Origin of the sequence: Sphingomonas sp. PWP1-2, assembly GCF_049898305.1 — a bacterium.
Lineage (GTDB): Bacteria > Pseudomonadota > Alphaproteobacteria > Sphingomonadales > Sphingomonadaceae > Sphingomonas > Sphingomonas glacialis.
This window is the reverse complement of sequence record NZ_JAFCXM010000001.1, coordinates 185,929-200,285: the sequence shown is the minus strand read 5'-3', so window position 1 is coordinate 200,285 and position 14,357 is coordinate 185,929. Positions and strand designations below refer to the sequence as shown.

Sequence of the window (14,357 nt, the reverse complement as noted above, 5' to 3'; positions counted from 1 at the left end):
TTTGCTAGTCGGAGCTCTAGGCACCCGTAGCTCAGCTGGATAGAGCGCTGCCCTCCGAAGGCAGAGGCCACTGGTTCGAATCCAGTCGGGTGCACCAAACTTACCAACAGGTTAGCGGGATACGCTGTCGTCGTACGGAGGCCGTACGCAAAACACTGTTGGACAATTGCGCCTCAATCCGCGCGCGCCACGACGAATCGTAGGGCGCAGCCGGTTGCAATTCCGTTGGGGTCCACTCTCACTCGCCTACGCGGCAAAGCCCTTGGTCGGACCGTCACCATAAGCGAATGCAGATGCAGATGCAGATGCGGGGAAAATTGACGGAACGATAGCAATCGGTACCGCATTGCCCCGACTGCTTCCTCGTGACATGCTGCGACCCGAGATCGCTGCGGGAGAGTATGTTGAGCAACCATCGCAAGCCGGTGCAAGCGCGGTCACGCAAGACCTACGAACTGTTGCTCTCCGCCGCCGAGACGCTGCTCGAGGAGGTCGGCGTGGAGCGAATTTCGACCAATCTGATCGTCCAGCGCGCGAACCTGACCGCGCCCGCGTTCTACCGCTATTTCGATGACAAATATTCCGTGATCGAGGCGCTGGCCGAACGGCTGATGCAACGACAGAACACGGCGCTGACCGCGTGGGTCGCGCGCTATCGCGACAAAGGCTATGACGTGCTGGTCGATCGTGCCGAGGAACTGGTGCGCGAGATGGACACCATCACCCGGCAGCAGCCTGGCGCGATCTGGATCATGCGAGCGCTCCGCGCGGTCCCGCGGCTCGCGCATGTCCGGCTCGCCTCGCACCATTTCGTTACCGACCTGCTGACCGACGTTTACGCCACCTACTTGCCCAGCGTTCCGCGCGAACGGATCCGCCGCCGGACCCGACTTGCCGTCGAGATCGCCTATTCGGTCGACGAGATGCTCAAGGAGGATCGCAACGATGAAGCGGAGGTGTTCGAAGACCTGAGTTATATTTTCCGCTCGCTCTATTATCATCCCGACCTCGCGGTGCCGCCGCCTGCACGCGATGCGAGCGCGGAGACAATTCCGGCGCTGTCATAAAAACGATATTAAAGACTATCATACGCGGCCTCGACACGAATCAGTTGGGGCGCAGACATGATCCATTCCATCGCTCGTTCTGCGGTGTTTGCCACATTGTTGGCCGGCACCGCGATCACCACGCCGGCGTTGGCGCAACAGGCTAGCGACCCTAAAGCGGCAGAGCCCGACAAGACCCGCGTAGCCGATGGCGACGACATCGTCGTGACCGGCCGCGCCGGCACGTCGCGCCAGCGCAAGGTCGAGACGAGCTATGCGATCTCGACGATTTCGGACCAGGACCTGCGCGTCCGCGCGCCGATCGGCGTCGCCGAGGCGCTGAAACAGGTTCCCGGCTTCTACAGCGCGCCGACGTCGGGCGAAGTCTCGGGCGGTGTGCGCGTCCGCGGCATTCCGAGCGACGGGTATCAGACCGTCGCGCTGCTCGAGGACGGCATCCCGATCCAGGGTGATCCCGGTCTCGGTTGGCTCAACGGCGACCAGTCGCTGCGGATCGACCAGAGTGTCGAGCGGATCGAGGTGGTGCGCGGCGGGCCGTCGGCGATCTTCTATTCGAATGCGCCCGGCGCGGCGATCAACTTCATCACACGCAAGGGCGGCGACACGCTCGAGGGGCTCGTTCGCTACGAGGCGGCAAGCTACAATTCGCACCGTGTCGACGGCTGGATCGGCGGACCGATCGGCGCGAGCGGGTGGCATGTCTTCGCTGGCGGCTATTACCGCGTCTCGGACGGCCCGCACAATTCGGGCTTCACCCAGGATCGCGGCGGCCAGTTCCGTGTCAACATGTCGAAGGCGTTCGAGCGCGGCGACATCACCTTCGGCGTCAAGCGGATCGATGAGCGCGTCGGCTATTGGGGCGGCGGCATCTATCAGGCCAACGCCAATGGCACGCCGAGCAACGTCGTCGGGCTCGACAACAAGGTCGACAATATCGTGGGCCCCGACACGCGCTATTTCAACTTCCTGACGCCGAACGGCGCGGTCAAGTTCGACGATGGCGTCGGCAGCAGCGTCAAGCTGACGCAGTTCAGCTTCCAGGCGCATTACGACATCAGCGACGCCTTCAAGGTCGAGGAGAATGTCCGCTATCGCACGAGCTGGACGCAGCGCAACAGCATCACCCCGTACACCGTCGCCGCATCGGCGAGCGCGCTTCTGACCAGCACCTTCGGCAAGCCCGCGGCGGGGACTGGCTACGCCTTGCTGTACCGCGACAGCGGGGCTGCGTTCAATCTCGTCAACCAGAACGGCAACGGGCTCGCGCTGATCGATCTGGCGCGCACGCACACCGTGCCGCTCGACGAGTTCATCACCGACACCCGGCTGGTGGGCAAGGTCGATCTGCTCGGCACGCACAATCTCGCGTTCGGCGTCTATTATGCGCGCGAGCAGGAAGATTATAACGCGCTCAGTGCCGCCGTGCTAACCGACGTGAAGGCGCATGCCGAAGTGCTCGATGCCTATCTCGTCGATGCGAAGGGCAACAAGCTCTTCAAGATCAGCGACAATGGCGTGATTCAATATGGCGCCGAATTTGCCAATGCGAGCGGCAGTTCTGACAATATCGCGGCCTATGCCAGCGACGAGTGGCAACTGACCCCAAAGTTCAGCCTCGAGGGCGGCGTGCGCTACGAGCAGATCAAGACGCGCGGGCAGGTCGAAGGCACCAAGAAGGTCAATCTCGGCCAGAGCCCGACGAGCGCCGATGACTCGGTCGGCGTCGGCACCGGGGTGTTCACGCCCTTCTCGCGCAAATACGATCATGTCGGCTGGACCGCCGCCGCCAATTATCAGGCGCGCCCGTTCTTCGGCGTGTTCGCGCGCTACACCGACACGTTCCGGCTGCCTGCGGTGTCGAGCTTCATCACCAACGCCAATGCAGCGCCCGTCGTACAGACGCTCAACATGCTCGAAGGCGGGATCAAATATTCGCGCGGCAAGGTCGATCTCTACGTCACCGGCTTCCGTACGGTATATAACAGCTACGCGATCAGCGACTATCAACGGCTTGCCAACGGCCTGTTGTCGCCGGTCACCGTCTATGGCGACACCAAGACCACCGGCACCGAAATCGAGGGGACGTGGCGGCCGACCAACTGGTTCGATCTCCACGCGTCGTGGACCTGGCAGGACAATCGCTTCAGCAAGTTCGTCTACACCAACAGCGCCGGCGTGCTGACCGATTATTCGCACCACAAGGTCAACGGCGTGCCCGACAACACCTTCCGCATCACGCCTGGCGTGACGCTGTTCGACCGCAAGGTCCGGCTCCAGTCGGACGTCAACCATGTCGGCGCGCTCTATACCGATGTCGCCAACCAGATCCGGTTGCCGAGCTATTGGTCGGTCGATTTCGCCGCGCAGTTCCAGCTCACCCCCAAGCTGCAATTCGGGCTGATCGTGGCGAACGTCACCAACGCCTTCGGCCTGGTCAACGGCAATCCGCGCGCGGGCACGATCGACAGCAGCCAGGCCGGTCAGCCGGTCTATATCGGCAGCTCGCTCTATCAGCGGAACTATCGCGGGTCGCTCACCTACCGCTTCTGATGCGTCTGCGCGGCGTGAGCGATCACGTCGCGCGTCGCTTTGCTTCGAAAGGATCCTGCCGTGCGTATTGGTCTCCCTCTGCTGGCGCTTGTTCTGGCGCAGACTCCGCTGCTCGCCGCGCCGGGCGACGCGCCGCGCATCCCGCCTGTCGCCAGCCTGAGCGACGGGCAATGGCTCAAGGGCGATCTGCATCTGCATTCGCGCCACAGCAAGGATTCGACCAACAATCCCGAGGCGAAGATCATCAAGTTCGCCGAGGATACGGGCTTCGACTATCTCGGCATCACCGATCACGACAATCACGTCGCGGGCGACGTCGCGCACAACACGTGGAGCGACCCCGAATTCACCTCCAAATCGGTGATCCTGCTCTACGGCGCCGAATGGACCACCGAGCGCGGCCACGGCAACGTCTTCTCGGCCAAGCCCTACGACCATCGGCGCCTGTTCGACGTGCGCGACGCGCGCGATGCGAAGATCCTCGCGGTCAAGCAATCGCTCGGCATCCACCTTTCGGGCAACCATCCCGCAGGCAAGGACCATTGGGGCTTCAGCTTCGACTTGCTCGATTCGCTCGAAGTGTGGAATTCGGCGATCTGGCCCAACAACGCCGCGCCGATTCTGATCTGGGACGACATGCTCAAATCGGGCCGCAAGCTGACCGGACGCGGCGGCAGCGACTCGCATCACGGTACGCCCGACACGCCCGAACAGAAAACGTCGCACACCGCCGAGCGCAGCGCCAATTACGTCGGCACGCCGACCACCTGGGTATTCGCCAGGACGCGCGACGCCAAGGGCGTGGTCGATGCGCTGACCAACGGCCGCGTGTCGATCAGCGCCAACCCGTACGACCCGCGCGTCGAGCTTCGTGCCGATCGCGACGGCGACGGGCGGATCGACATGATGATGGGCGACAATGCGCGCCCGACCGGCAAGCCCGTCACGTTCCAGGTGCGGCTCGTCGGCGGTGGCGTGAAGGGTGCGGTCTATCACATCCGCGTGATCAAGAATGGCGAGCCGCTCGGCGCCTATGACACCGATCCCGCAAGCAACGCCGTTAGCTTCACCGATACGCCCGCCGCCACGGGGCGCAGCTATTACCGCGTCGAGGTCGAAGGCCCGCAAACCCCCTATCCGCAAGTGCCGGTATCGACCGTGCTGAGCGGCAAGATGATCGCGCTGTCGAACCCGATCTATTTCAATTTCGACCCTGACTTTTGAACCTGCCTGTCAGGCGGCATTACCGATCGGCGATTGTGGATCCGTGCTCGGCGGCGCGAGGCCTTCGAGCACGGTCGGGATCAGTTCGGAGACCGTGGGATGGATCGGCACCGCCCAGCGCAGCACGTCGATCGGCTGATCGGCGTTCATCATGTCGAGGATGCCGTGGATCGCCTCGTCGCCGCCCGTCCCGAGGATCGCCGCGCCAAGGATACGCTTGGTCTCGGCGTCGGCGACGATCTTGATCATCCCCTTGGTCTCGCCTTTTTCGACCGCGCGGCCGACGCGCGTCATCGGGCGGGTGGCCACCAGGATCGGCCGGCCTGTCTCCGCCGCCTGCGTCTGCGTCATGCCGACGCGCCCGAGCGGCGGATCGATATAGAGCGCATAGCCCGGGATCCGGTCGCTGACCTTACGGTCCCCGCCATCGAGCAGATTGGCGGCGACGATCTCGAAATCGTTATACGCCGTATGCGTGAAGGCGCCGCGCCCGTTGCAATCGCCGAGCGCCCAGATGCCGCGAACATTCGTCTGCAAACCGTCATCGACGGAGATATAGCCGTGCGCGTCGGTCTTCACGCCCGCCGCATCGAGCCCGAGATCGTCGGTATTGGGCCGCCGCCCGACCGCGAGCAGGACGTGACTCCCGACCACGACGGGCGCGCCGTCATGGCAGTCGACCGAGACGGCCACCCCGGCGTCGTGCGGCGCAAAGCCGATACAGGTCGCCCCCGCGCGCACGGCAATCCCTTCGTCCTCGAGGATCTGGCGGACCGCATCGGAAATCTCCGGATCCTCGCGCGCGATCACGCGATCGCCGCGCTCGACAACGGTTACAGCCGCGCCGAAGCGGCGGTACATCTGCGCGAATTCGAGGCCGATATAGCTGCCACCGACGATCACGAGATGTTCGGGCACATGCGCCAGCGCGACCATGTCGGTATTGTCGAGGTGCGGCACATCGCCGACCCCCGGCATGTCGGGCACCGCGGCGCGGCCGCCGACGTTGAGGAAGACGCGCGGCGCCGAGAGCGCCTCGCCATCGACGTCCACGGTCGTCGGCCCGGTCAGGCGTGCATGGCCGCGGAGAAACGTCAGCCGCTCCATCTTTTCAAGCCAGCGCTCGTTGCCGCCACGCGCGTCGAGCGTCACCTTGCGCGCACGCGCCGCGACGGCGGGCATGTCGATCGTCACTGGCCCGACCTGCACCCCGAAATCGGCAGCGCGGCGCGCGAGATGCGCGGCATAGGCGCTGGCCACGAGCGTCTTGGTCGGCATGCAGCCGGTGTTGACGCACGTTCCGCCGACGAGCTTGCGCTCGATCAGCGCGACGGTCATGCCCGCCGCGGTGAGCCGCCCGGCGAGCGGCGGCCCGGCCTGCCCCGCGCCGATGATGATCGCGTCGAACGCGCGGGTCACAGCGCGAAGACCACGGCAACGGCCAGCGCGAGCGCGATGGCGTCTTCGGTCAGCGCGGCCGGAAGGTCTCGCCCGAATGCGAGTGCCAGGCGGGTCCGCAGCGCGGCCCCGCCGAGCGTGCCGACCACCGCGCCGAGCAGCCCAAGCCCGAGCCCGAGCAGCGGCATCGCGCTCGCCACGCCGATCGCCGCGCCCGACACGCCGCCGCTCACCAGTCGCGCTCCGAACGGTCCAGCCAGTTTCCGGCTCGGCGTGGTCGGCAAGACATCGCCGACGAACTCACCGAGCGCGAGCAGCGACGCGATCCACGGCGTGAAGCGCCAGCCGAAAAAGGCGAGCCAGCTGCCGTCGAGCGCCAGCCCGCGCGCCGCGGCGGCCCAGGCGATCGCCGCGGGCGCGAGCATCATACGCGACCCCGTGACGATACCGATCAGGAACGCGAGCACGATCATAAAGCGAGTCCTGCGGGAAATGAGGCCCGTCCCTCCCATGCGCACCGCGCGCGGTCAAACGAGTCCTAGCTTTCCTCGATGCGGCGCTCGCCCTCGGGGAGCAGCGAAAGTTCGCGCCAGTCGATTTCCTCCTGCAGGCGATAATAGCTCTCGTCACCGATCGCGTCGTCACCCCGCAGCGCCTCGAGCCGTTCGCGCTCCGCGGCGATCCCCGTGAGGCCGACCTTGCGATAGGGCTTCTCCGCCGAAGTGCCGAACAGCGCATAGGCATAGCGGAACTGCTCGGGATCGCGCCCCGGCGCACCGTCGAGCGCCGCAGCGCCCGCCGCCGCCAGATCGCGCCGCGCGTCGGCGAGTTCGCGGTCGGCATCGTCGACCGAGTCGAGCCCGAGCCAGCGGATCAGCGGCGCAAGCGTCATTCCCTGGACGATCAGCGTCGCGAGCACGACCGCAAAGGCGGTGAGCACCACGACATCGCGCTGCGGGAAGTTCGCCGGCAGCGCAAAGGCGGTCGCGAGCGTGATCAGCCCGCGCATCCCGCACCACGAGACGAACACACCCTGCGCCAGCGTCGGCGGGGTGAGATCGCCGCGCACTGCCGCAAAGCGCCGCGCAAGCAGGTTCCACGCCATCACGACAACGATCCGCGCGCCGATCACCGCGAGGATCACGACGCCGGCGACCGCGAGCGAATCCCACAAATGCGCTGCCGTCATCCGCCCCACGATCAGCCGCGCCTGCATCCCCATCAGCAGGAAGGCGAGCACGTTGAACAGGAACACCACGGTCGCCCACACAGCGAAGCTGTGAACGCGCATCCGCGGCGACCCGCTGCCGCCCGACCGCGCGATCGTCATCGCGCAACCGACCACCGCGAGCACGGGCGAGAGGTGCAGATGCTCGGCGACGATCCACACCGCGAAGGCGTTGATGAATTGCAGGATGTTGCCGCCGAGTGTCCCGGCGACGAACTTGCCGAGCCACTGGAACACGAACGCGCTGGCAATGCCGAACACGATCCCGCCCGGTGCCGCGAACGCGAGCTGCAGCGCGACCACCGAGCCGAAGCCGCCATTCGCCTGCACCGCGAGCGCCGCGCCGAACAGCAGCAGCGCGGTCGCATCGTTAAACAGGCTCTCGCCCTTCAACACCGCGATCGTGCGCTTGGGGAGCGAGACCGTGCCGAGCACCGCGGTCGCCGCCGCTGCATCGGGCGGCGCGACGATCGCCCCGAGCGCCACCGCCGCAGCGAGCGGCAGGCCAACGAACGCGACGCCGATCCACGCGACCGTCGCGGTGGTAACGAGGATCGCCCCGACCGCGAGGATCGACAGCGGGCGCCACAAGCGCTTGGCGGCATGGAGCGGAAAATCGAACGCCGCGTCGAGCAACACCGGCGCGATGAACAGCGCAAGCACGGTGCCGGGGTCGATCGCGATCGTCGGTGCACCCGGGACGAAGGCGATGACCACGCCGCCGAGCGCGAGAATCGCGGGATACGGCAAGTTCAGCCGCCGCGCTGCCTGAAGCGAGACGATCGCTGCGAACAGCAACGCCAACAGGCTTTCGAAAAACGTCATGGCGCGAGCGTATCAAGCCGCGAGCGCCGTGTCAGGCCCGGCGCAACCGACGCGGCACGCACCCCGCGCCGCTTAATGAAGCAGGCCCGCAGCGCGCAGCGCACGCGCGATGATCGCCTGCACCGCGTTTGCCGAATCCGCGGGCTGCGGCGTTCCGCGTCCGGCGGGTCTTTTGGGCGTGCGATCGTTCGGCCGCGTCGCCTGCGCCTCGGGCGTCAATCCCCAGGCATCGGCGATCATCCGGCTGCTCGAAAGCCCGACATCGAGCATATAGGGACCGGCTTGCCCCAGCCGCTCGGGCCCCGATGGATCGATCGGCACGCCGTGGCCCATCCCCGCGACATTCCACTGCTCGACCGCGGCGCGCCCCGATGCATCGCGCCACACGCGCTTTTGCCAAGTCGCGCCGGTCTTTGTCTCGCTCGGTGCGTCGGGCAGGCCGTGCACCGTACGCCATTGATCGGCGAGTTGGTCGGCATTGGCGGGGACGACGGTACGATCGGCATCGCCGTGCCAGATCGACACGGCGGGAAGCCGGTGCGCCACGCCAGGCGCAGCACCGCGCACCACATCTGCCGCAACGGCCGCACTGTCGGCACCGTGGCCGCGCATCCGGTCGAGCGCCTGCAACATGCTCGTCGCGCCGCCATAGGGCAGTCCGCCGATGATCGCGCCCGCCGCGAACAGATCGGGATAGGTGGCGAGCATCACCGCCGTCATCGCGCCACCCGCCGAAAGACCCGTCACGAAGATCCGGCTGCGATCGAGGCGGTGCGTCGCGACCATCGTCTCGATCATCTGCGCGATCGATTCGGCTTCACCCCCCGTACGCGCGATGTCGCTGCGTTCGAACCAGTTGAAGCACAGGTTCATGTTATTGGCGCGGCGCTGTTCGGGATACAGCAGCGCAAACCCCGCGCGATCGGCCAGCGCCGACCAGCCACTCCCTTGATCGTAGCCCGCGGCATTCTGCGTGCAGCCGTGCAACACGACGACCAGCGGCGCATTCGGGCGCAAATCGGGGGGGAGATAGCAATGCGCCTCGAGCGCGCCGGGATTGCTTCCGAAATTCTCGAGCAGCGCGAGGCGGCTCGGCACTTCGGGGGGCTGGGTCGCGTAGGGATGCGCCGCCATGCGCGCGATAGTGTCTGAAATGCGCCGCATGATCGGCCTCTTGGGTAACGCCTGCAGGTGCGGGCCGGCCCCAAGAGATAGGGATTATGCTGCACTGCACAATAACAAAGGTTTGGAAATACTGCACAGGGGTTGTGCCGCCCAAACCGCAACCATTGGTTATTCGGTCGGATCAGGACATCCGCGCAAATTGATGGCGTCGTATTGGGCGAGCAGCCGGCCGACTTCGGCGACGGTGGTCTCGAGCTCGTGCCGATGGCGTTCGGTCACGTCTTCGGTGGGAATGCCGTTGCGGCCGTCATGAACCGAGAAGCCGTTTTCGATCAGCCAGAGCGCGTCGCTTGCGCGCGAGCGTTGGCGGCGCAAATGCATCGCCCATTGCTCGATAAGGCCCGAGGGCACGAGGCGATCGATTTCACTCAAAATCTGTCGTTCGATTGTCTTCATCCCCACGCAGCGTGTCGCCACCGTGCCCGAACGGCACGATGGCGACCTGGCATTACTTGCCGCGCAGCGTGTTCATCACGGCGAGGCCGAGCACGCCGACCAGAGCTGCCGTAGCATACGGCCGGTCGCGCGCGAAGGTGCGGACCTTGTCGACCAGCGGGCCGGGGTTCGAGACGGCGTCCATCGCCGCGCCGGCAACCTGCTTGGCATTGCCGACGACCTGATCGGCGACGCCCGAACCCTGCAACGAGGTGTCGCCCGTCAGCTTGCCTGCGGCTTCCTTGATGGTGCCACCGAGATCCTGAGCTTCACCCTTGAACGACGTGCTGTTCATAACTGACCTTTCCATGCGCTCTGCCGGTCTTGGCGCGCGTGCGGCGATAACGAGCGTTTGGCATAGAAGGTCCATCCACCGCCGCACTGCGCTGGAAAAGCTGCGCGTCGTTCCTATTTCTCCGTATCGACAACGGGATACGGACATGGCGAACGGTTGGGCGCAGGACGGCGCGGTACAGGATCAGATCGACGATACGGTGGCGGACGCCGTTTTGGCGGCGCGCGCGCAGCTTCTGGCGGGCGAAGCGGCGCGCTATTGCGAGCAATGCGGCGATGATATTCCCGAAGCGCGCCGCGAGGCGCTGCCCGGCGCACGCACCTGCATCGCGTGCCAGGCCGAACGCGATGCAAAGATCCGCAGCGGCGGGATCAACCGGCGGGGCAGCAAGGACAGCCAATTGCGCTGATCCCGCGTATCCCCAGGTCGCTTCGGCCATCGCCGCGAACATCCCCCTGCGAAACGGCGTTTGCAGTCGCGCGCGACATTGCCGATAGGGCCACACCGCGATCGGCGACGGTAAGGGGTGACATGACGATGAACGGCTTGAAGGCGCTGGCCATGCTGCTGGCGCTCTGCGCGGTTGCCCCAGCGGCAGCGCAGCCGCGGCAGCGCACGATCCTGTTTATCGGCAACAGCTTCACGCAAGGGGCCCATTCGCCGGTGCGCAACTGGCATGCCGGGAGCGTCGTCGATCTCAATCGCGACGGTTATGGCGGCGTGCCGGCCTTGTTCAAGGAATTCACCGAGGAGGCCGGGCTCAATTACGCGGTCAGCCTCGAGACGCAGGGCGGCCAGTCGCTGGCGTTCCATTTCGATGAACGCCGTGCCTTGTTCGAGCGCGCCTGGGATGTCGTCGTGCTGCAGGAATTCAGCACGCTCGACCGCGAACGGCCGGGTGATGCGAGCAGCTATCTGCGCAGCGTGCCGCGTCTGGTGGCGCTGTTCCACGGCTATAATCCGGCGGTGCAGATCGAATTGATGGCGACGTGGAGCCGAGCCGACGAGACCTATCGCCCCAAGGGGCACTGGTACGGCCGCCCCGTCACCGCGATGGCGCTCGATCTGCGCGCCGCCGCCAATCGCGTGCGGGCGGCGACCCGCGGGGTGGCGGGCGTGTTACCGGTCGGCGAGGCGTGGAACCGCGCGATTCAGACGGGCGTGGCCGACGCCAACCCCTATGACGGCGTGGCGTTCGGCAAGCTCGATCTGTGGAGCTACGACCAGTATCATGCGAGCGTCTATGGCTATTATCTCGAAGCGCTGGTCGTGTTCGGCCGGATCACCGGGGTCGACCCGCTGACGCTCGGCAAGGATGAAAGCGCCGCCGACGAGCTTGGCCTGTCCCCGGCCCAGGCGACCGCGCTGCAACGCGTCGCGCACGACCAGCTCGCCGCCGAGGCGCGTCCGCGACGCTAGCCGAAGCGGCTAGGGCCGGACTTCGCCCTGATCCTCGCCGTTCCAGTAATGCACCCGTTGGGCGTGGACCTTGATCAGCACGAGGCCCGGCGTGTCGACACCCTGTTCGAACCAGCGCTCGAGATCGGGGTTCCAATGCTCGGCGAACACCGCCTTGTCGCGGATCAGCTCGGCCTCGCCCGCCGCAGCGATGAACAGCGGCGGCTTGCCGAGCAGCCCCGAATTGCCGTGCAGCGTCAGCCCGACCTTGGGGTTGGCCGCGATTTCGGCAACGGTCTGCGTATCGTCGAGCGCGAAGAAGTAGCTGTCGCCGTCATAGTCGACATCGGCATTGTTGCTCATCGGTCGCGCGGCGAGACCACCATCGGGCGCAACCGTCGTCAGCATCGTGAAGTCGATCTTGCGCATCGCTGCGGCAAGATCCTTGAGGGTCATCGTCACTGGCGGCTCTCCTGCTGGTTTGACAGAATAACCGGCCGTAGCGACGCGGGTTCCGCGATCGTCTCGAGCAAAACGGGCCGGGCGCCGGGCGCGAGCAGCGGACGTCGACAATCGACCCACCGTCACCCCCGTGAAACTCGGAAACTATCCCGATCGCGCAAAAGGCGCCTGACGCTCATTGCGCGGTAAGCCGCAGGATCCGCGCGCGTTTCGGGCGCGGGCGGAGCGAGTCCTGCGCTTTCCAATAGAGCGCGATCGCACCGATACGCAGCAGATCCGGCGCGCCCGACCCCGGTTGGCCCGTACCCGAAACGCTCCGCGCCCGCCGCACGCGCATTCCTGGCGGCACGCGCCGCCAGCACGAGGCGAGGTCATCCGCTGCGCCGCGGCCGTCCGACCGGATCATGTCGCGGCGACAGCGGAGGCAGTGGCTGAACGCGAAGCGTTGATTGCGTTGCAGATTGAGCGCCGGCACATGGCCGAGCAGCAGACACAATATCGCCATGAGTGACCTCCTTGGTGACCTGATGGGTTTGTAACAACGCTGCGAGCGTGACGAGATCCGACGGCCCATGCGCGAGCACGCTTTCGAGATCCCAAAGCTCGAAGCACGCGCCGCTCGCTACCAGCAGAGCCGCAGTCCCGATCCCGCCGCGCTCGCGCATCGTCGCGGGAAGCTGCAACATCCCGTCGGGCGCGAGGGGCGCCGTATCGACAAAGCCATAGGTCCGGCGCAGCTGATGGTGATCGTGAAATGCGCGCGGAGATTTGGCGAACCGCTCGGCAATTTCGAACTGGCGTTGCAGGACGTAGACCCGATCAAACGCGATGAGGCAGGGAGATTCCTCGTGCAGGCCAATGAACAGGAATTCGTCGATGCAGCGCGATCGCGAAGTTTCGAAGAAGCGGCGCGGCAGCATCAATTCTCCGCCAGGCGTAACCTCGCACAGCGCGCTGCCAATGTACATTTCTTGCATCGCCTGATCCCTTGCCTAAGCGAGAGAATGGTTAATGCCGAAAACCGATACTTTGAAATATCGTAAGATTACCAATCTGATTCCCCCATGAGAGATAAATGCTTTGTTTGTTAAGATCCTACCGCCCTGAAATGACGACGTCGACGCACATTGTATTTTTACCATATCAACACCAGCGATCGAGCCAGAGCGTCGGAGAAGTGCCGGAACTGCCCAAAAAGGCCTGATGTCTTGGTGAATAGAAAACATCTTCGACGCCCCGAACCGCCCCCCGGCGTCCCTTCGGATCAGGCGCCGGAGCAAAGCGCGTTCGCTGTCGGTCGGGAATTTTTCATTCGCCTTCGCGCATTCGGCCGACACGACACGATCAAATGTCGACTCGATTTTGCGGGTCTTTGCGCATATGGCCACGCCGCAGCGCTCCCGGAGAAGAGCGCCGACGTCACAGATACGGTCGATCAACGAGACCGTTGCCATAAAGTCACACACCCAAACCATCGCGTTTCGACCGAGGAACTCTGACGTTCCCGCCGGGTTGAACCGCCACTTGTCAGCATTTCAGAGGCTCATCCATGTACAAACTTCTCACCGCGTCGCTCGCAGCGACCCTCCTTTCGGCCGTTCCCGCGCTCGCGCAGGACGCCGCCGCACCGATGGCAACCCAGGACACCACGGCAGCAACCCCCGCCGAGGCAGCAGCCAAGAGCGCCTCGGGCAGCTTCCGCGGCTTCCGCGTCGAAGGCAATTTCGGTGGCGATCGCTTCCAGTCGCAGGGCGTGCACCGCGACAAGTTCGGCTACGGCGCGTCGGTCGGCTTTGACGGCCAGCTCGGCGAGCGTTTCGTCGTCGGTCCGGAAGCGACCTACTGGCGTTCGAACAACTGGAGCGAGAACTGCACCGGTGCCGCCGGCGGCGCGCTGTGCACTAAGTCGTTCGAGGAACTGGGCGTTGGCGTCCGCGCTGGCATCCAGGCGACCCCGCAGTTCCTTATCTTCGGTAAGGGCGGCTATGTGAACAACCAGCAGCGCAAGCGCTTCACCTCGCCCGTCGCCGGTCGCAGCTTCTACGATCGTTACTCGACCGACGGCTATCAGCTCGGTGGTGGCGTCGAATACGGCATGGGCAGCCGCTTCTCGGGTCCGCTCTCGGGCCTCTACGTCTCGGCGCAGTACGTCTATTCGCAGTATTCGGACCATACGTCGCGTCAGCGCATCATGGGCGGCGTCGGCCTCCGCTTCAAATAAGGTCCAGTCGGGCAGCGGCGATCACGCCGTTGCCCGGATCGGATCACGTCGACGGGCGCTCTCGCAAGA

At 65.4% G+C, this 14,357-nt stretch carries 14 protein-coding genes and 1 tRNA gene; 7 read left to right on the top strand and 8 right to left on the bottom strand.

Features of this window, described 5'->3' with window-relative positions:
• Positions 1-20 precede the first annotated feature (20 nt).
• From ACP7C5_RS01020 to ACP7C5_RS01005, 4 genes are all read left to right on the top strand, one after another.
• A tRNA-Arg gene (locus ACP7C5_RS01020) sits at positions 21-97 on the top strand.
• 304 nt (positions 98-401) lie between these two features.
• Positions 402-1,067, top strand: a complete 666-nt coding sequence (locus tag ACP7C5_RS01015) for a TetR/AcrR family transcriptional regulator (protein WP_426262886.1) — start codon at positions 402-404, stop codon at positions 1,065-1,067.
• A 57-nt stretch (positions 1,068-1,124) separates the two neighbouring features.
• Positions 1,125-3,617, top strand: coding sequence for a TonB-dependent receptor (locus ACP7C5_RS01010; protein ID WP_426262885.1), 2,493 nt, complete (start codon positions 1,125-1,127; stop codon positions 3,615-3,617).
• 60 nt (positions 3,618-3,677) lie between these two features.
• A complete protein-coding gene (locus ACP7C5_RS01005; RefSeq protein ID WP_426262884.1) occupies positions 3,678-4,841 on the top strand; it encodes a CehA/McbA family metallohydrolase in 1,164 nt (387 codons plus the stop codon).
• Between the two features lie 9 nt (positions 4,842-4,850).
• Here ACP7C5_RS01005 and ACP7C5_RS01000 read toward each other — a convergent pair whose 3' ends face one another.
• From ACP7C5_RS01000 to ACP7C5_RS00975, 6 genes are all read right to left on the bottom strand, one after another.
• Positions 4,851-6,260, bottom strand: coding sequence for an FAD-containing oxidoreductase (locus ACP7C5_RS01000; RefSeq protein WP_426262883.1), 1,410 nt, complete (start codon positions 6,258-6,260; stop codon positions 4,851-4,853).
• Complete coding sequence (locus ACP7C5_RS00995) at positions 6,257-6,712, bottom strand: DUF4126 domain-containing protein (RefSeq protein WP_426262882.1); 456 nt, start codon at positions 6,710-6,712, stop codon at positions 6,257-6,259. The genes ACP7C5_RS01000 and ACP7C5_RS00995 overlap by 4 nt, the downstream gene beginning before the upstream one ends.
• 65 nt (positions 6,713-6,777) lie before the next feature.
• On the bottom strand, positions 6,778-8,292 hold the full coding sequence (locus tag ACP7C5_RS00990) for a cation:proton antiporter (RefSeq protein ID WP_426262881.1): 1,515 nt from the start codon (positions 8,290-8,292) through the stop codon (positions 6,778-6,780).
• 72 nt (positions 8,293-8,364) lie between these two features.
• On the bottom strand, positions 8,365-9,456 hold the full coding sequence (locus ACP7C5_RS00985) for an extracellular catalytic domain type 1 short-chain-length polyhydroxyalkanoate depolymerase (RefSeq protein WP_426262880.1): 1,092 nt from the start codon (positions 9,454-9,456) through the stop codon (positions 8,365-8,367).
• Positions 9,457-9,585: 129 nt separating this feature from the next.
• Complete coding sequence (locus tag ACP7C5_RS00980) at positions 9,586-9,894, bottom strand: hypothetical protein (protein ID WP_323493950.1); 309 nt, start codon at positions 9,892-9,894, stop codon at positions 9,586-9,588.
• Between the two features lie 31 nt (positions 9,895-9,925).
• A complete protein-coding gene (locus ACP7C5_RS00975; protein WP_133191764.1) occupies positions 9,926-10,207 on the bottom strand; it encodes a CsbD family protein in 282 nt (93 codons plus the stop codon).
• A gap of 145 nt (positions 10,208-10,352) precedes the next feature.
• Here ACP7C5_RS00975 and ACP7C5_RS00970 point away from each other — a divergent pair, with 145 nt between their 5' ends.
• Both ACP7C5_RS00970 and ACP7C5_RS00965 read left to right on the top strand, forming a co-directional pair.
• Positions 10,353-10,616, top strand: a complete 264-nt coding sequence (locus ACP7C5_RS00970) for a DksA/TraR family C4-type zinc finger protein (protein WP_133192187.1) — start codon at positions 10,353-10,355, stop codon at positions 10,614-10,616.
• A 122-nt stretch (positions 10,617-10,738) separates the two neighbouring features.
• Positions 10,739-11,626 carry a DUF4886 domain-containing protein gene (locus ACP7C5_RS00965; RefSeq protein WP_322160748.1) on the top strand — a complete coding sequence of 296 codons (888 nt, stop codon included), beginning with the start codon at positions 10,739-10,741 and terminating at the stop codon, positions 11,624-11,626.
• A gap of 9 nt (positions 11,627-11,635) precedes the next feature.
• On the opposite strand, the gene ACP7C5_RS00960 is transcribed toward ACP7C5_RS00965, so the two are convergent.
• Both ACP7C5_RS00960 and ACP7C5_RS00955 read right to left on the bottom strand, forming a co-directional pair.
• The gene (locus tag ACP7C5_RS00960) at positions 11,636-12,061 is read right to left on the bottom strand and encodes a pyridoxamine 5'-phosphate oxidase family protein (protein WP_322164116.1); all 426 of its coding nucleotides are present in this window, start codon (positions 12,059-12,061) and stop codon (positions 11,636-11,638) included.
• 377 nt (positions 12,062-12,438) lie between these two features.
• Positions 12,439-13,044, bottom strand: a complete 606-nt coding sequence (locus ACP7C5_RS00955; RefSeq protein ID WP_133191761.1) for a division/cell wall cluster transcriptional repressor MraZ — start codon at positions 13,042-13,044, stop codon at positions 12,439-12,441.
• Positions 13,045-13,616: 572 nt separating this feature from the next.
• On the opposite strand from ACP7C5_RS00955, the gene ACP7C5_RS00950 reads away from it, so the two are divergent.
• The gene (locus tag ACP7C5_RS00950) at positions 13,617-14,288 is read left to right on the top strand and encodes an outer membrane protein (protein WP_426262879.1); all 672 of its coding nucleotides are present in this window, start codon (positions 13,617-13,619) and stop codon (positions 14,286-14,288) included.
• Positions 14,289-14,357: the final 69 nt, after the last annotated feature.